The 15,831-nt window shown below is 65.0% G+C and carries 16 protein-coding genes and 1 tRNA gene; 2 read left to right on the forward strand and 15 right to left on the reverse strand.

Features of this window, described 5'->3' with window-relative positions; all coding sequences use genetic code 11:
* The first annotated feature begins 13 nt into the window (after positions 1 to 13).
* Entirely contained in the window at positions 14 to 1,315 is a 1,302-nt protein-coding gene (gene hflX / locus WAB17_RS11930; RefSeq protein ID WP_435419383.1) for a GTPase HflX, read from the forward strand.
* 3 nt (positions 1,316 to 1,318) lie between these two features.
* On the opposite strand, the gene mazG is transcribed toward hflX, so the two are convergent.
* The 13 genes from mazG to WAB17_RS11995 form a co-directional block, all read right to left on the reverse strand.
* Positions 1,319 to 2,071, reverse strand: coding sequence for a nucleoside triphosphate pyrophosphohydrolase (mazG, locus tag WAB17_RS11935; protein ID WP_435417566.1), 753 nt, complete (start codon positions 2,069 to 2,071; stop codon positions 1,319 to 1,321).
* Complete coding sequence (gene argE / locus WAB17_RS11940; protein ID WP_435417567.1) at positions 2,068 to 3,219, reverse strand: acetylornithine deacetylase; 1,152 nt, start codon at positions 3,217 to 3,219, stop codon at positions 2,068 to 2,070. The genes mazG and argE overlap by 4 nt, the downstream gene beginning before the upstream one ends.
* 136 nt (positions 3,220 to 3,355) lie before the next feature.
* A complete protein-coding gene (locus WAB17_RS11945) occupies positions 3,356 to 3,529 on the reverse strand; it encodes a hypothetical protein (protein WP_435417568.1) in 174 nt (57 codons plus the stop codon).
* Positions 3,526 to 4,293, reverse strand: a complete 768-nt coding sequence (locus tag WAB17_RS11950; RefSeq protein ID WP_435417569.1) for an MBL fold metallo-hydrolase — start codon at positions 4,291 to 4,293, stop codon at positions 3,526 to 3,528. Before WAB17_RS11950 ends, WAB17_RS11945 begins: the two co-directional genes overlap by 4 nt.
* The gene (locus WAB17_RS11955) at positions 4,290 to 5,066 is read right to left on the reverse strand and encodes a TatD family hydrolase (RefSeq protein WP_435417570.1); all 777 of its coding nucleotides are present in this window, start codon (positions 5,064 to 5,066) and stop codon (positions 4,290 to 4,292) included. The genes WAB17_RS11950 and WAB17_RS11955 overlap by 4 nt, the downstream gene beginning before the upstream one ends.
* Positions 5,066 to 6,655 (reverse strand): methionine--tRNA ligase, encoded by a 1,590-nt coding sequence (gene metG, locus WAB17_RS11960; protein WP_435417571.1) that lies wholly within the window; start codon positions 6,653 to 6,655, stop codon positions 5,066 to 5,068. The genes WAB17_RS11955 and metG overlap by 1 nt, the downstream gene beginning before the upstream one ends.
* Entirely contained in the window at positions 6,648 to 7,595 is a 948-nt protein-coding gene (locus WAB17_RS11965) for a DNA polymerase III subunit delta' (RefSeq protein ID WP_435419384.1), read from the reverse strand. Before WAB17_RS11965 ends, metG begins: the two co-directional genes overlap by 8 nt.
* A gap of 2 nt (positions 7,596 to 7,597) precedes the next feature.
* Positions 7,598 to 8,236 carry a dTMP kinase gene (gene tmk, locus WAB17_RS11970; protein ID WP_435417572.1) on the reverse strand — a complete coding sequence of 213 codons (639 nt, stop codon included), beginning with the start codon at positions 8,234 to 8,236 and terminating at the stop codon, positions 7,598 to 7,600.
* Complete coding sequence (locus tag WAB17_RS11975) at positions 8,233 to 9,378, reverse strand: D-alanyl-D-alanine carboxypeptidase family protein (RefSeq protein ID WP_435417573.1); 1,146 nt, start codon at positions 9,376 to 9,378, stop codon at positions 8,233 to 8,235. Before WAB17_RS11975 ends, tmk begins: the two co-directional genes overlap by 4 nt.
* 33 nt (positions 9,379 to 9,411) lie before the next feature.
* On the reverse strand, positions 9,412 to 10,413 hold the full coding sequence (locus tag WAB17_RS11980) for an SPOR domain-containing protein (protein ID WP_435417574.1): 1,002 nt from the start codon (positions 10,411 to 10,413) through the stop codon (positions 9,412 to 9,414).
* The gene (locus WAB17_RS11985) at positions 10,397 to 11,407 is read right to left on the reverse strand and encodes a lytic murein transglycosylase (RefSeq protein WP_435417575.1); all 1,011 of its coding nucleotides are present in this window, start codon (positions 11,405 to 11,407) and stop codon (positions 10,397 to 10,399) included. The genes WAB17_RS11980 and WAB17_RS11985 overlap by 17 nt, the downstream gene beginning before the upstream one ends.
* Before the next feature lie 95 nt (positions 11,408 to 11,502).
* Positions 11,503 to 12,252 (reverse strand): HAD family hydrolase, encoded by a 750-nt coding sequence (locus WAB17_RS11990; RefSeq protein ID WP_435417576.1) that lies wholly within the window; start codon positions 12,250 to 12,252, stop codon positions 11,503 to 11,505.
* The gene (locus WAB17_RS11995) at positions 12,249 to 13,166 is read right to left on the reverse strand and encodes an aminotransferase class IV (protein ID WP_435417577.1); all 918 of its coding nucleotides are present in this window, start codon (positions 13,164 to 13,166) and stop codon (positions 12,249 to 12,251) included. The genes WAB17_RS11990 and WAB17_RS11995 overlap by 4 nt, the downstream gene beginning before the upstream one ends.
* 67 nt (positions 13,167 to 13,233) lie before the next feature.
* On the opposite strand from WAB17_RS11995, the gene WAB17_RS12000 reads away from it, so the two are divergent.
* A tRNA-Ser gene (locus WAB17_RS12000) sits at positions 13,234 to 13,323 on the forward strand.
* 10 nt (positions 13,324 to 13,333) lie between these two features.
* Here the strand turns inward: WAB17_RS12000 and WAB17_RS12005 are convergent.
* Both WAB17_RS12005 and WAB17_RS12010 read right to left on the reverse strand, forming a co-directional pair.
* Positions 13,334 to 13,942, reverse strand: a complete 609-nt coding sequence (locus WAB17_RS12005; RefSeq protein WP_435419385.1) for a 2-hydroxychromene-2-carboxylate isomerase — start codon at positions 13,940 to 13,942, stop codon at positions 13,334 to 13,336.
* 2 nt (positions 13,943 to 13,944) lie between these two features.
* The gene (locus WAB17_RS12010) at positions 13,945 to 15,816 is read right to left on the reverse strand and encodes a cation:proton antiporter domain-containing protein (protein WP_435417578.1); all 1,872 of its coding nucleotides are present in this window, start codon (positions 15,814 to 15,816) and stop codon (positions 13,945 to 13,947) included.
* Positions 15,817 to 15,831: the final 15 nt, after the last annotated feature.

Consider the following 15,831-nt stretch of genomic DNA (forward strand, 5'->3'; position numbering starts at 1 on the left):
AGACGACAACCTGATTGGCGAGGTCTCGCGCGGGGCGCGGGCCCTTGTCGTGTGCCCGGACATTAGGCGCGAACGCTACGATCTCGATCCCGAGGCGCGGCTGGAGGAGATCTGCGGCCTGACGATGGCCATCGGCATCATTATCGGTGAGAGCTACATCCTGCCGGTGCGCGATGTGCGGCCGAACACGCTGTTCGGTTCGGGCCAGGTCGAGCGCATCGCCGCCGATTGCGAATTGCACGAGATCGAGCTGGTGGTGGTCGATGGGGCGCTCAGCCCGATCCAGCAGCGCAATCTCGAGGAAAAGCTCAAGCGCAAGGTCATCGACCGGACCGGACTGATCCTCGAGATCTTCGGGGAGCGCGCGGCGACGGCGGAAGGGCGGTTGCAGGTCGAGCTGGCGCATCTCGACTACCAGCAGAGCCGCCTGGTGCGCAGCTGGACCCACCTCGAGCGCCAGCGGGGCGGCTTCGGCTTCCTCGGCGGGCCGGGGGAAACCCAGATCGAGGCCGACCGCCGGATGATCCGCCAGCGGATGGGCCGCCTGCGCAAGGAACTGGAACAGGTGCGCAAGACGCGCGGCCTTCACCGCGAGCGGCGAGGGCGCGCACCTTGGCCCGTGATTGCGCTGGTGGGTTACACCAACGCCGGGAAATCGACGCTTTTCAACCGCTTGACCGGGGCTGATGTCATGGCGGAAGACCTGTTGTTCGCAACGCTTGACCCCACGATGCGCGCGATCGCGCTGCCGGGGGTGGAGAAGGCGATCCTGTCTGACACGGTGGGATTCATTTCCGACCTGCCGACTCAGCTTGTGGCCGCATTCCGTGCCACGCTGGAGGAAGTGACCGGGGCCGACATCATCCTGCACGTGCGCGACATCGCCAACCCGTCGACCGCAGCACAAAAGACGCAGGTGCTGGAGGTCTTGCGCGACCTCGGCGTGATTGACGGCGAGGACGGGGCAACTTCAATCCCGATCCTCGAGGTTTGGAACAAATGGGACTTGCTCGACCAAGAGCAGGTGGAAGAGCTCTCCGGGATCGCCGCCGGGGACGACAGTGTTATTCCACTTTCGGCAGCAAGTGGCTGGAATATTGGCGCTTTGCAGGAACGGCTAGGCGAAGTCCTGACCACCAAAGCACAATTGCGGGAATTCGTCCTGCCAGTGGGGGAGGGGCGCAAGATCGCCTGGCTCCACGCCCACGGCGATGTGCTCGAAGATGAGGATGCAGGCGAGGGCGAGGCTGGGCCGCAGCGGCGCCTGCTGGTCCGGCTCAACCCCAAGGAATTGGGCCAGTTCGCAACGCTTTAGCGACTATTCCTCAGACTTGACCTGCTGCCAGAGCTCTTCCTGCTCCTCGAGCGAAAGGGTGGGGAAAGTGTCACCGGCGAGGGCTTCCATGCCCCGGAAGCGCCGTTCGAACTTGCTGTTGCAGGCACGAAGCGCGGCTTCCGGGTCGATACCATAGTAGCGGACTACATTGACCGCTGCGAAGAGGACATCGCCGGCTTCGAGCATCCGCTCTTCCTCCGTCCCGGCTTCGGCGAGTTCGTCCAGTTCCTCATGCAGCTTGGCGATCGGGCCGGCGAGATCCGGCCACTCGAAGCCAACCCGCGCGGCGCGCTTCTGAAGCTTCTCGGCGCGGAGCAGGGCAGGGAGAGCGCGAGCAACCCCGTCCATCGCGCTCGTCGCGCCCTTGGCATCGCGCTCCGAAGCCTTCAATTCTTCCCAACGCCGTTCCGACATCTGGCCATCTGCATCGCCGAAGATATGCGGGTGGCGGGCCTCCATCTTGTCGGAAATGGCACGGACGACGTCTTCGAAAGCGAAGTGGCCGGCTTCTTCGGCCATGCGGGCGTGGAAGACCACTTGAAGCAGCAGGTCGCCCAGTTCCTCGCGCAGTTCGTCCATCGCGCCGCGCTCGATGGCGTCGGCAACCTCGTAGGCTTCCTCGATGGTGTAGGGGGCGATGGTGCCGAAATCCTGCGCCAGGTCCCATTCGCAGCCGCGCTCGGGGTCGCGCAGGGTGGACATGATGGTGAGGAGGCGGTCGAACTGGTCGGTCATGCCAGCTCCCGTGCCAGATTCGCCATGAAACGGGCACCCCTTTCGAGCTGTTCGATGGCGATCCATTCGTCCGGCTGGTGGGCCTGCTCGATCGATCCTGGGCCGCAGACGATGGCGCTGAACCCGGCACGCTGGAATTGTCCGGCCTCGGCGGCATATGGCACGTTGGTTGCCGGGCCATTGTCGCCGGTCAGCTTGCGCACGAAGCGCACGGCGTCTTCGCTTTCCGCCGGGACGAGGGCGGGGATGGCGCTGCGGCGCTCCACCGCGACGCCGCATTCAGGAAAAAGCGCCGCAATCTCACCATGCTTTGCGGTGCACAGGGCGAGGAAGGGGGCGACGATCATGTCGGGATCCTCGCCCGGAGGACACCGCAGGTCGAAGGTGAAGGTGGCCTCGCGGGCGAGGATGTTGGCAGCCGTCCCGCCGCGCATGATGCCGATGGTAAGCGTGGGTTCCGGCGGATCGAAGCCGCTGTCGCTGTTCGCGCCAGCCTTCAGGCGACGCGCAAGGGCAGCGAGTTCGGCCATGAGATCGATTGCAACCATGTTGGCCGAGACACCGTGGTTGACCAGCGAACTGTGCGCTTCGTGGCCGGTGACGGTGACGTTCCACGTCGAGCTGCCCTTGTGGCCGATGACCGGGCGCATGCTGGTCGGCTCGCCAATGATGGCGAGGCGCGGTTCCGGCAGTTCCGCGCGCATGGCGTCGATCATCGAGGGCGCGCCGAGACAGCCGATTTCCTCGTCATAGCTGAAGGCCAGGTGCACCGGTACGCGCCCGCGCACGAAGACCGGCACATGGGCCAGCGCCAGTGCGAGGAACCCCTTCATGTCCGTCACGCCGCGACCGAGCAGCCTGTCGTCACGCTGCTCGACCTTCCAGGGATCGCTGGTCCAAGGCTGGCCATCCACCGGGACGACATCGGTGTGACCCGAAAGGACGACGCCGTCAGGCGCCATCGGGCCGACCGTAGCGTAGAGGTTGGCTTTGCTGCCGTCGACATTGGTCACCCGCTTCGAGGTCACGCCGTGGCCGGCGAGATAATCCTCGACCCAACCGATCAGTTCGAGATTGCTGTTGCGCGAGGTCGTATCGAAGCCGACCAGCGCTTCGAGGATCGGGCGATATGGCAGCGGTTCGCTCATGCGCATCTCCTGCCGTGCTTTGGGTGGGAGGGGAAGTCCGCTGCACCGCCACGCTCACCGTTGTATTGGAATGATAATATATATTATGTTAAATGAAGCGGGTGGCCGGAGGGGAGCGAAGGGCCCTCCCGGCTGTTCAAGCGAGTCTCAGCCAGCTGATAGCCAGCGCAAGCCCCGTGAACAGGCAGCCCCAGATGAGCGCCTGCTTGATCCCGGTCCTCCAGTCGAGCTTGTAGGACGCCAGCGAACTGGCTGCCAGGATCAGGAATGCCAGCAGCGAAATCAGCTGGACCCAGTCGTATTCGTTCATACCGATACCTCGAGCCCGTCATAGCCGACGATTACATCCGCCGGTACTTCGGCGCACAGGCTGCGATAATCCATGCTCTTGTCGAGATGCGTCAGGACCATCTTGCGCGCACGGGTACGCTGCTTGAGCTCGAGCGCCATGCCCAGATGCGCATGGGTCGGATGCGGCTCGCGGCGCAGGCAATCGCAGACCAAGATATCGACCTGGTCGAACAGGTCGACCATTTCATCGGTAATCTCGCTGAAGTCCGTTGCATAACCGATTGTCTTGCCTTCGCTTTCGAAGAGAAAAGCGGTCGTGGTCGTCGGCCCGTGCGGCATTTCGCACCAGTCGAGCCCGAAGCCGGCATGCATCCGCTGCCGTTCGAGTTCCTGCAGGGCGACGATCGTCGGATAGCCATGCTCTCCGGCGAAGACATAGCTGAAGCGGCTGCGCAGGCGCCGGCAGGTGCTGGCGCTGGCAAAGCCGGCGATCGGTGCCGCGCGGCCGTAGCGCATGGACCGAAGATCATCGATGCCGTGACAGTGATCGGCATGGTCGTGCGTCCAGAACACACCGTCGATGCTCTCTATCCCGTTGGCAAGAAACTGGGCGCGCATATCGGTCGAGGTATCGACCAGAAGTCTTTGACCTGTCCCGTTTTCGACCAGGATCGAAACGCGCGTGCGGCGGTTCCTCGGCTCGTTCGGATCGCAATCGCCCCAGTCGCCGTTGATGCGCGGTACCCCGGTCGAGGTGCCGGTTCCGAGCATCAGGACTTTCATGCCGCAGCCCGCGTGAACAGTGCGTGGAAATTGCGGGTGGTGTTGGCGGCGAGGTCCTTAAGACTTTCGCCACGCAGATCGGCAAGGAATTGCGCCGTGTTGCGCACAAAGGCGGGCTCGCACGGCTTGCCGCGATGCGGGACGGGGGCAAGGAAGGGGCTGTCGGTTTCGACCAGCAGCCGGTCGGCCGGCACGTCCTTTGCCACGGCCTGTAGTTCCGCCGCGTTCTTGAAGGTCACGATGCCCGAGATCGAGATCGAGAGGCCCAGGTCGAGCACCTTGCGCCCGAACTCCGCCGAGGCGGTGAAACAGTGGATCAGCGCCGGGAAGGTCCCCTGCTCCATCTCCTCGGCCAGGATCTGCGCCGTATCGTCCTCGGCATCGCGGGTGTGGATGATGACGGGCAGCTGCACCTCGCGCGCCACGCCGATGTGCATCCGGAACAGCGCCTTCTGCACCTCGCGGTCGGACTTGTCGTAATAGTAATCGAGCCCCGTCTCGCCGATGCCGATGACCTTGTCCTGCCGCGTCGCTGCGAGGAGCTTTTCGCGGCCCAGGTCCTCGTGCGCATCGGCCTCGTGCGGATGGACGCCGACACTGGCCCAGACATCCGGCTCGCGCTGCGCGGTCCCGACGACGGCGTCCCACTCGCTGGTCTTGGTCGAGATATTGAGGAAGCCCCGCACTCCCGCCGCGCGGGCGCGCTCCAGCACGCCCTGCTGGTCATCGACCAGTCCGCGATATTGCAGGTGGCAGTGGCTGTCGATCAGCATCAGGCCGCTTCGTCCCCAGTGTCTTCGTCGGCCAGTTCCAGGCGCGGGAACAGCGGGGTCGGTGCACCGATGCGGAAATCGCTCTCGGCCAGCGGCGAATACCAGTGGCCGCCGATCGCATCGTAGCTGCGCAGGCTTTCGTCCACGCCCATGGTGTCGAGCAGCCTGGCGGCGCTCGACGGGATGACCGGGGCAATCGCGACCGCCAACTGGGCGATGCAGATGTAGAGCGTGGCAAGCACGGTCTCCATCCGCTCGGGATCGGTCTTGCGCAGGGTCCACGGTGCCTGCGCATCGATATAGGCGTTGCAGGCGAAGCAGGCCTGGAGCCATGCCTCGACGCCTTGCTGCAGGGCCAGTGCCTCGAACGCCTCCGGGATGTCGCTCCGCACCGCCTTGTCGATCGTCTCAAACAGTTCCGCATCTGCGGGATCGTGTCCGTTGATGGCCGGCAGCGCGCCGTCGAGGTTCTTGGCGATGAAGCCCAGCGTTCGCTGCGCCAGATTGCCGAAGGCATTGCCCAGTTCGCCATTGGCGCGCTGCACGATGGCTTCCGCCGAGTAGCTGCCGTCCTGCCCGAAGGCGATTTCGCGAATGAAGAAATAGCGCAGCGGATCGATCCCGAACCGTTCGGCCAGATCCATCGGATCAACGACATTTCCAGCGCTCTTGCTCATCTTCTCGCCGCCACGGGCGAGCAGGAAGCCGTGGGCAAAGACCTGCTTGGGCAGCGGCAGCCCTGCGCTCATCAGGAAGGCCGGCCAATAGACAGTGTGGAACCGGACGATGTCCTTGCCGATCATGTGGATGTCGGCGGGCCAGTACCTGCTGAACATTGCGCCCTCAGTATCGGGAAAGCCGACCCCGGTCATGTAGGTCGTCAGCGCATCGACCCAGACATACATCACGTGGCCGTCGCTACCCGGCACCGGCACGCCCCAGTCGAAGCTGGTGCGGCTGACGGAGAGATCCTTCAGCCCGCCTTCGACGAAACGCAGCACCTCGTTGCGACGGCTGTCCGGGCGAATGAAGTCGGGCTGTTCGGCATAGAGCGCCAGCAACCTGTCCTGATACCTCGAGAGGCGGAAGAACCACGTTTCCTCGACCGTCCATTCGACCGGTGTGCCCTGCGGAGAGAGCCTGATGCCCCCTTCCCCCTCGGTCAGTTCGCTCTCGTCGTAGAACGCCTCGTCGCGGACAGAGTACCAGCCCTCGTAGCGGTCGAGATAGAGGTCGCCATTGGCCTCCATCCGCTTCCACAGCTCGGTACTGGCGGCGTGATGGCGCGGCTCGGTGGTGCGGACGAACTCGTCATAGGCGATATCGAGTTTGGCGCACATGTCCTTGAAGTGGCCGGACATTTCTGTCGCAAGGTCGATGGTCGCCATGCCCAGCTTGCGCGCCGTCTGGTCCATCTTGAGCCCATGCTCGTCGGTGCCGGTAACCAGCCGCACATCGCGCCCCCGCATCCGCTGGAAGCGGGCGACGACATCGGTCGCGATCCCCTCGTAAGCATGGCCGATGTGCGGGCGGCCGTTGGGGTAGTTGATGGCGGTTGTGATGTAGAAAGGTTCGGGGGTGTCAGACATAGGCGCGCTCCTTATTGGGAGCAGCCGATGCGAGCAAGCTGCCGATTTCCATCGCGAGGAAGCCGGGATCGAAATTGTAGGTCGGTGCCTGGCCTGCCAGCGCGACCATGTCGGCGTGGGCATCGGCCAGACGGGCCAGTTGCGCAGTCGGTGCCAGCGGCATCTGTTCGGCCAGAATGGCCCGCGCCAGGTCGAAGGTCGCCTGCATTCGCTCGCGGTCGGGCTTCCCGCCGATGGCCGCAGACAATTGACCTCGCAGGGCGAAGTCGCCGTCGCCGGTGGCAAGGATCGAGCGCATCAGCGATGCGATGGGGGCAAGGTCCTGCTCGACGAATTCGAGTGCCGCGCCGGGCGATCCGCCTGCGGCCGCTATCGCTGCAGCACGGGTCTCGGCGCTCGCGGCAGGAGCATTTTCGGAGATGAGACGGGCAATTTCGGCCTCGCCGAGAGGAGCGAACCGCACCACCCGGCAGCGCGACCGGATCGTCGGCAACAGGCGCGCAGGACGGTGGACAACAAGCAGGAAAAAAGTGCCTTCGGGCGGTTCCTCGAGGCTTTTCAGCAATGCGTTCGATGCACCCTTCTCCAGATCGTCCGCCGCATCGACAATGATCGCACGGCGCTCGCCCAGGGTCGGCCGGGTCGTGAGGCGCCGCTGCATCGCGCGGATCTGGTCGACGGTTATGTTGCGCTTGCGCTCGAAGTCCTGCCCTTCGGCACGTTTGCGTTCTTCCTTGTCGTCCTTGGGCGGGCGAGAGAGGACGATGATATCCGGATGCTCCTCGGGTGCCGGCCCTCCCCCCACCAGCTTGTGGGCGGCGGCGAGGGCAAAGTCGCGCTTGCCCAGCCCCTGCCGCCCGGCCAGCATCCAGCCGTGATGCATGCGCGGACCTGCCAAGGCCGCATCCCATTCGCGCCAGGGCTCTTCATGGCCGGGCAGCACTAGCTGGCACCCTCGATCAGCGGTGCGACAGCGGCCAGCACCCGGCTATGCACTTCTTCGATCGAACCGGTGCCATCGACAATCGCGAAATCGGCAGGGTCATCCTCGGCTAGGCGACGGAATGCTGCGCCGACGGCGGCATGATAGGCTTCGCCGCGGCCACCGATAGCATCGGTGTTGTCCCCGTCACGCAATGCCAGCCGCTCGGCAACCAGCACCGGATCGACGTCGACCAGAACGGCGAGATCGGGGCGCAGGCCCCCGCTGCCCACGGCATGGAGCGACCTTACCGCGTCGTCCCCTATCCCGCCTGCCCCGCCCTGGTAGGCGCGGCTCGAGTCGACGAAGCGATCGCACACCACCCAGGCACCGCGTGCCAGGGCCGGGCGGATCAGCTTTTCGACATGGTCGGACCGGGCAGCGGCAAACAGCAGCGCCTCGGCCCGGGCACCCCAGCCTTCGCCGGGTGGGTCGAGAAGGAGCGAGCGAATGGCTTCGGCTCCCGGCGTTCCGCCCGGCTCGCGCGTCGCGATAACTTCAAACCCGCGCTCAGAAAGCGCTTCGGCCAGCAGGCGGGCCTGGGTCGATTTGCCCGTCCCTTCCCCGCCTTCGAGGGCTATGAAGCGGCCGCTGCTCATTCTACCAGCCCGCGTAGACCGTTGGCGATCCTGCGCAGGAAGCCTGCCTTGGCCACGGACTCCGCAGCCACCAGGGGGACCCGCGACGGGGGCATGCCTGCGGCGGAAATGACAAGTTCCGCCACTGTCTCGCCTTTGGCCACCGGAGCCCGCAGGGGCCCATCGTAGACGACCGAGAGAGACACCTTTCCGGCCGTGCCGACAGGGACGGAAAAGCGCACAGCTTGCGGCGTGGCGAGAGCGACCTCCGCAGCTTCGCCATCCTGCACGCGAGCTGCCGCGACGCGTTCGCCGGCGGCGAACAGCGCGGCGCTGCGGAAGCCGGAAAAGCCCCACTCCATCAGTGCCCTCGCGGTTTCGTCGCGCAGCGATTCCTCCGGGGCACCGGCCACCACCATTACCAGCCGGCGGTCGCCCCGTATGGCGCTGCCGAGGAAGCCGAACCCGGCCTGCGCGGTAAAGCCGGTCTTGATACCGTCGGCCCCGTCGACCACGCCGCTGAGGGGATCGTGGTTGTCCTGCGCAAACCCGTTCGTCCTCAGGCCGCGATGGCCGAAATAGCGGCGATAGAGCGGCGCGTGTTCCGTCGTCAGCGCGCGTCCCAATGTCACGAGGTCGCGCGCTGTGGTGAAGGTCCTAGCGCCGTCCGGGAAACCGTTGGGATTGCCGAAGTGGGTCTGGGTCATGCCGAGGGCGCGGGCCTTGCCGTTCATGACCGCGACCCAGCCCTCCAGCGAGCCCGCGACGCCTTCGCCAAGCACCACCGAACCGTCATTGGCGGATACGGTGGTGATACCCATCAAGAGTTCGTGCACCGAAACCGCCTGGCCCGGTTCGAGAAACATGGTCGATCCGGTGCGCCGCCAGTCCCTCGCCGTCGTTTCGCTGAAGGTGAAGACCTGCTCCGGCTTGAGCTTGCCTCTTTCCATCAGGTCGAACGCGGCATAGACCGTCATCGCCTTGGCGATCGAGGCCGGAACGAACCGCCGGTCGGCATTGCGCGCAAACAGCACCTGGCCGCTCGACAGGTCGACCAGCATGGCAATCGGGATCGCGTCCGGTACAGGCGCAGGCGCTGGCGCGGCATTCCCTGGCGAAGCGGACGCCAGGATTGCCAGCAATGTTACGACGAAACGCTGCACTTTCACTCCCGCGCACCGGCGGGATCCGGTGGCCTAACCTGCTGAAACGACCTTCGCGTCGCTATAACCGGCTGCCCGCACCTTGGCGAGCGCAGCCTCCGCCTGTCCACGGGTAGCGTACGGCCCGACCCTGACGCGATAGAAATTGCCGGATTGCGTGACGAAGGCCCCTTCCAGCTTGCGCGCAAGGTTGTCGGCATTGGCCCGGCTCGAAAAGGCCGCGGCCTGAACGGCGAATTTGCCCTTGGGATCGGGCACCTGCGCCTTTGGCACCGGTGACCCGTCCGCAGCGTCGGCCTTGGCTGTCGCAACAGGGACCGGCCGCGCCGGTTTGGCAGTTGCCGGTGCGGTTGCCGGCTTGGTGACCGGCGCCGGCGCTGCCGTGGAGGGCGCGACGTCTGCTCTGGCAACGGCCGTCGGCGCCGCCGGGCGCGCCGGGAGGGCGAGGCTGACCGCATCGCCTGCCGTCGGCAGCTTTTTCCTCAGCACGGCGAGAAGCGAATCGGGCGTGGCGAGCCGCTCGGCAACCTGGTTGCCAGCCCGCAGTTCGGCACGTTCGGCCTCCGGCGCATTGACGCGGCGTACCCGAACAGGCTCGCCTTCGGCCAGGCCAAGCTGGGCGGCCGCGGCGGGCGACAGGGCGACAAGGCGCTGCGCGGTCATGGGGCCCCGTCGCTCCACCCGGGCAAGGATTGTCTTGCCCGACGTGAGCGAGGTAACCTCGACATAGCTCGGGAGAGGCAGCGTCTTGTGGGCGACCGATACCCCGCCCGCTCCCTCGGCTTCGAGCGCGGCGTAGCCGACGGCATCGTAGCTGTAGATATCCTCGGGCGTATAGGTCTGCCCGTCGACGACGAACGGTTCGCCCAGGACCTGCGGGTAATCGGCTTCGGGCCCGAAGCGGGCGATCGCATCGCCGGCCGGAGTATCTATCGAGGCCAGCGGCTGCTGGGCCGAAGCCGAGCCGCAGGCGGCCAGCGGCAAACTCAGGCCAAGGGCGAAGACAAGCTTCCCGGCATCATCGCGCAATCTCATCAGCAAGCAGCCCCACACTCATCGCATAGTAATTGGAGCAATTGTATTCGAGGATGACCCGATAATTTGAGGTTAAGAGCCAGGCGCGGGTGCCGGGACCGTCCGGCTGGAACAGCGACGCGAGCGTCGCGTCCGGGAGGAAAACCTGTGGCTGCACGCCCAGTTGGCGCCACTCCCCTACCGTTTTCCACTGGCTGTGCCGCTCGTGCACTCTGGAGCAGACCGGCGAGACCAGCTCGGTCCGGTAGGCGTCGGGGTTGAAGCCGGCCGGCAATGAAGCCTGGACGCCCCAGGGCTGCCCGCTGCGCCAGCCGGCATCCTGGAAATAGCGCGCAATCGAGGCAAGCGTGTCGGCACGGTTGTCGAAGATGTTGGCCCTTCCGTCGCCGTCGCCATCGGCGGCAAGGCGCAGGTACACGCTAGGCAGGAACTGGGGATAGCCGAAAGCCCCCGCCCAGCTGCCGACCAGCTGCGAGCGGGAATAGCCCTTGTCCGCGACCTTCATGAGCGCGACCCATTCGGCCGCGAAAAGCTCGCGCCTCCGCCCTTCCCAGGCCAGCGTGGCGAGCGACCGCGAGAGATCGAAATCCCCGGTGTAGCTGCCGTAGTTCGTCTCGTGCCCCCAGATGGCGAGCAGGATCGGTGCCGGGACGCCATAGCGCGCCTCGATCTGGCCATGCAGGTAACGGGTGGCGTCGAACATGCGCTTGCCACCGTTGATGCGCGCGGTGTCGACATGGGTGTTGAGATAGGGCTGCAGCTTGGGAAAACCGGTGCTGCTGGGTGTGCCGGGCTGCGACCGGTCGAGTTCGATAACGCGCTGGTTCGGGGTCAGGCCGGAGGTCATGCGAGCCAGCGTGCCCTCGCTGACGCCTTCGGCCCTGGCGCGCGCGATAAGCAACTGCAGGTAGGAATCGAAGGACATGTCCTGTGCCGTGGCTGGCGCAGTTAGCAAAAGAGCACCCAGTACGAGAAGCAAGCGTTTGATCGGCATAGCTTCCCTTGTGTCATTTCGAAGCTGAAAGGCCAATGACCCAATGACATCTTTTCGACGAGCGGTTCGTCGCGCCGACCTGCCGTGGAAAATGCCTATGCAGATAGGGCGAATTGCCTCAGGAACTCGTAATCGGCGAGGCATTGGTCGGCTACCCGCCGGTAGGCGACGGGCAGATCGGGCAGCGGCCCCGGGGGATCGCCGAAGCCGGTCGAGGCGTTGACTGCGTCATACCAGTGGGATCCCCACACGCCGTCTTGAGGATGGGGCCCCTTGTCCCAGCGTAACATGGCCGTGTCCCATGCAATATCAAGGGCTTGGCAAAGCTTTTTGAGGACGTTTTCGGGATCGGCGAGAACGTCGGCACTGTCGATGACGGGCGGAGCGCAGCCCTGCTGGTCCGCGATCATGTCGAAATATTGCCGTTGGCGGGTGATCCCGAGGTGATCGGCGTTGATGTCGCTCCGCTTGTTGGCGTAGCTCGCCGCCACCCGCGCCGGATGCCGGATGAGCAAGGCGTGGCGCATCCCCGGGAAGTCCCTGATATCGACCGGCCCTTCCATATGATGGGGCATATGCTTCTGGTACCAGATAGGGCTGCCGTCCGGCACCGGACCGCGCATCGCCCGCGCAACCGATTGCCAGTCGCAATCCATGCTGGCGATGACTTCGGCCGCCATCGGTTGCGGGTCACTGGTTTGCTTCAGATAGGCGCCGTAGAAGGGCTCGTCGCTGACGAAGGTATCGGCCCGGCTAGAGAAGCTGCGCATCATCGCTGTCGACAGGTTTCGCGGCCCGCTCCACATGGCGATACGAACGGAATCAGTGGCTTGCGGTGACGTCACGCCGCCACATCCCGTTCGATGAGCGCCTTGTAGAGACCCTGCAACCGTTCGACCATCGGCCCGCGTCCATCGGTCAAATGCCGCCCGTCGACCTCGGTGACGGGCACCACGCCCGCGAATGTCCCGGTCACGAAAGCCTCGTCGGCGCCATAGACATCGGTGAGCGAGAAGTTCTTCTCGAACACCGGGATGCCTTCCTCGCGGCACAGGCGGATGACATTGGCGCGGGTAATGCCGCCGAGGCAGTAATCCCCGCTGCTGGTCCAGACTTCGCCTTTGCGGACGATGAAGAAATGGGTCGAATTGCAGGTTGCGACGAAGCCGTGCGGATCGAGCATCAGCGCCTCGTCTGCACCGGCCTGCGTCGCCTGGATGCAGGCGGTGATGCAGTTGAGCTTGGAATGCGAATTGAGCTTCTGGTCCTGTACGGCCGGATCGCCGCGGCGGACATGGACCGTAAACAGGCGGATGCCCTTCTCGACCGTTGCGGGCAGCGGAGCCTTGTATTCGGCGATGATGACGACCGTTGCCGGTGAGATCACTACCCGCGGATCCTGGTAAGGCGTGGACCGGATACCTCGCGTCACCATCAGGCGGATATGCACACCCGGCTGGTCACGCATCCCGTTGCCGTCGATGGTCTCGTAGAGGCGTGACGTCAGTTCGTCGCGCGTCAGGCCGATATCCATCGCGATCGCCTTGGCGCCTTCGTAGAGCCGGTCGAGATGCACATCGAGGAAAGCGATCCTCCCCCTGTGGACCCGCAGCCCTTCCCACACCCCGTCACCCAGCATGAAACCGCTGTCGAACACCGAGACGGTCGCCTGGGCACGTGGGACCAGCGCGCCGTTCACGTTGATCAGTATGGTCTCGTTGCGCGGGTCCGGCGCGAAGTCGTGCGTGCCTTTTGCCATGCGAATTCCCTAGGTCGCTGAATGCTGGTGACAATGGCGTCTCGCCTCGCTAGCGAGCGGGCTCGACGGATGGGTGGCAGAGTGGTTGAATGCACCGGTCTTGAAAACCGGCGTGGGTGCAAGCTCACCGTGGGTTCGAATCCCACCCCATCCGCCAGCACCTGCCTTCACGCCAGCTCCCTGATCCGCCGGGCCACCAGCGGCAGCTGGTCGTTGCCGAAATAGATGTGCTCGCCTCCGACGAAAATCGTCGGCGAGCCGAAGGCGCCGCGCGCGATCGCCTCGTCGGTATTGGCACGCAGCCGGTCCTTGATCGCCTCGCTCGATGCCTGTTCTATCAGGGCAGCGCCGTCGATGCCGACCTTGTCCGCGACAGCGGCCAGCTCCGCAGGATCGTCGAGATCGCGCTGGTCGGCGAAGTACGCCTCGAACGCTGCTCCGGCGAAGCGCAGCAGTGCAGGCTGGTCATCCTCCAGCGCGCAACAGGCGCGCATGGCATGGACCGACTTGAGGGGATGGTGCGGAGAAGGGAAATTCATCGCCACCCCTGCCAAGGCCGCCCATTCCTTGAGCCATTCGAAGCTCCGAAGCATCCGCGACTGGTCGCCTTCGCGCGCCTCGTAAACCCGCGGGTTGACCGCGTTGAAGACCCCTCCGACGAGGAAAGGGCGCCAGCGGGTCTGCGTCAGTGCAAATTCCGGCAGGCGCCGGAAATTGTGGAACGCAAGTCGCGTCCAGGGCGACGAGAGATCGAAGAAGAAGTCCACCGGCACCATGGTCACAAATTCCCGAAACCGCGGCCCATGATCTGGTCCATCTGGTCGCGCAGCTTGGGGTCCCACTTGCTGCGCAGTTCGCGGACCTTGGCGATCAGTTCCTCGTTCTCGAAGGCGGGAACGTCCACCTTGTAGACATCCGCAATGGCGACCATCGAGCTCCGGTCCATCTCCTGAAACGCGTCCGCCATGGCCTGCGCCGCCTGCCGGTCATGGCCCAGCGCTTCGTAGGCGGAACGGCCCATACGGATCGACCCGTCATAGACCTCGCGGATAATGTCGCGGCAACCCAGCGCCCAGAGCTTGTAAACATGGTCGCGGTCGATGGCGCGGGCGATAACGTGAACGTCGGGATAGTTCTGCATCACGTGGGCTACGAGCCGATCGATCTGTTCCTTTTCGTCCAGCGCCACGATCAGCAGCCTGGCACGTGCGATCCCCGCGCTCGCCAGCAGGTCCGGCCGGGTCGCGTCGCCGAAATAAGCCTTGGTCCCGAATTTCTCGAGATTGCCGATGTGGCGCGAATCGTAGTCGATAACCGTCGCCTTGTATCCGGCGGCATCGAGCATCCGGTCGACTATGCCGCCGACCCTGCCCCTGCCGGCAAGGATGATCTCGTTGTCCTCCGTGATCTCGTCGGCCTCGCGCTCGTCGCCGCCGCGGCAGTACATCCGCATGATCACCTTGTCGTAGACGATGAACAGCATCGGCGTGACCAGCATGGAGCTCGCGATCACGAGCAGCAGCAGGCTGGCCAGCGACTGGTCGAACACGGCGCTGGCAAGGGCGACGGATACCAGCACGAAACCGAATTCGCCCGCCTGCGCCAGCCCGAGCGAGAACAGCCAGCGATCCTGCGCGCGCAGGTTGAATGCCTTGCCGATGGCGAACAGCACCGCCATCTTGGTGAGGATCACCACGCTGGTCCAGAAGACGACATCGCCCAGCTGATCGCCGAGCAGGTCGAAATCGATGCCGGCGCCGACGGTGATGAAGAACAGGCCTAGCAACAGGCTCTTGAACGGGTTGATGTCGGCTTCGAGCTCGTGCCGGTATTCGCTGTTGGCGAGGACTACCCCGGCCACGAAGGCCCCGAGCGCGGGCGAAAGTCCGACCAGTGTCATCAGCAGGGCGATGCCGACCACGAACATCAATGCCGCGGCGGTAAACAGCTCGCGCAGTTGCAGGTTGGCGATGGTGCGGAAAACCGGACGGGTAAGGTAGACCCCGATCAGGATGACGAGCCCGACCGCTGCCACCGTCACGATGGCGGCAAGCCAGCCTGGCAGGTTCTCGACCAGGTTCAGGCCGCCGTGCCCGTGCGCGCCTTCGGCCCCTTGAGCCGCCGTTGCCAGTTCCGGCATTGCCAGCAGGGGCAGCAGGGCCAGCATCGGGATGACGGCCACATCCTGCACCAGCAGGACGGAGAAGCTCGCCTCGCCGCCCTGCGTCTTGAGCAAGCCCTTCTCCTCTAGGGTCTGCAACACGATCGCTGTGGAGGAGAGGGCCAGGATCATGCCGATGGCGAGCGATGTCTGCCAGCGGTTGTCGCCTATGGAGAAGGCGATTGCTGCAAGAACGAGCGTGGTGAGCAACACCTGCCCGCCCCCGAAGGCAATCAGCCGCTTGCGCATCGCCCAAAGCCGCTTCGGTTCCAGTTCCAGCCCGATCACGAACAGCATCATCACCACGCCGAATTCGGCGAACTGCTGCATCTGTTCCACATCGACGCGCAGGACGCCCAGCAAGGGCGCGAGCGCCATGCCGGCCAGCAGGTAGCCGAGCACGGTGCCGAGACCGAAGCGGGTCGCCAGAGGCACGGCCACCACGCCTGCGACCAGCAGGCTGAAGGCAAGGATCAGGAAATCGCCCATCGATCGGCCCCGGCT

It is taken from the genome of Parerythrobacter aurantius (assembly GCF_045291475.1).
In the GTDB taxonomy this organism is placed as follows: domain Bacteria; phylum Pseudomonadota; class Alphaproteobacteria; order Sphingomonadales; family Sphingomonadaceae; genus Parerythrobacter; species Parerythrobacter aurantius.

Coding starts and splice junctions, on each gene's coding strand:
- WAB17_RS11955 (WP_435417570.1), bottom strand. CDS start 5,066: ATGCTGATCGACAGCCACTGCCACCTGCAATATCGCGGACTGGTCGAT.
- WAB17_RS11950 (WP_435417569.1), bottom strand. CDS start 4,293: ATGAAAGTCCTGATGCTCGGAACCGGCACCTCGACCGGGGTACCGCGC.
- tmk (WP_435417572.1), bottom strand. CDS start 8,236: ATGAGCAGCGGCCGCTTCATAGCCCTCGAAGGCGGGGAAGGGACGGGC.
- argE (WP_435417567.1), bottom strand. CDS start 3,219: ATGAGCGAACCGCTGCCATATCGCCCGATCCTCGAAGCGCTGGTCGGC.
- WAB17_RS11985 (WP_435417575.1), bottom strand. CDS start 11,407: ATGCCGATCAAACGCTTGCTTCTCGTACTGGGTGCTCTTTTGCTAACT.
- WAB17_RS11980 (WP_435417574.1), bottom strand. CDS start 10,413: ATGAGATTGCGCGATGATGCCGGGAAGCTTGTCTTCGCCCTTGGCCTG.
- WAB17_RS11995 (WP_435417577.1), bottom strand. CDS start 13,166: ATGGCAAAAGGCACGCACGACTTCGCGCCGGACCCGCGCAACGAGACC.
- WAB17_RS11945 (WP_435417568.1), bottom strand. CDS start 3,529: ATGAACGAATACGACTGGGTCCAGCTGATTTCGCTGCTGGCATTCCTG.
- mazG (WP_435417566.1), bottom strand. CDS start 2,071: ATGACCGACCAGTTCGACCGCCTCCTCACCATCATGTCCACCCTGCGC.
- WAB17_RS12005 (WP_435419385.1), bottom strand. CDS start 13,942: ATGGTGCCGGTGGACTTCTTCTTCGATCTCTCGTCGCCCTGGACGCGA.
- metG (WP_435417571.1), bottom strand. CDS start 6,655: ATGTCTGACACCCCCGAACCTTTCTACATCACAACCGCCATCAACTAC.
- WAB17_RS12010 (WP_435417578.1), bottom strand. CDS start 15,816: ATGGGCGATTTCCTGATCCTTGCCTTCAGCCTGCTGGTCGCAGGCGTG.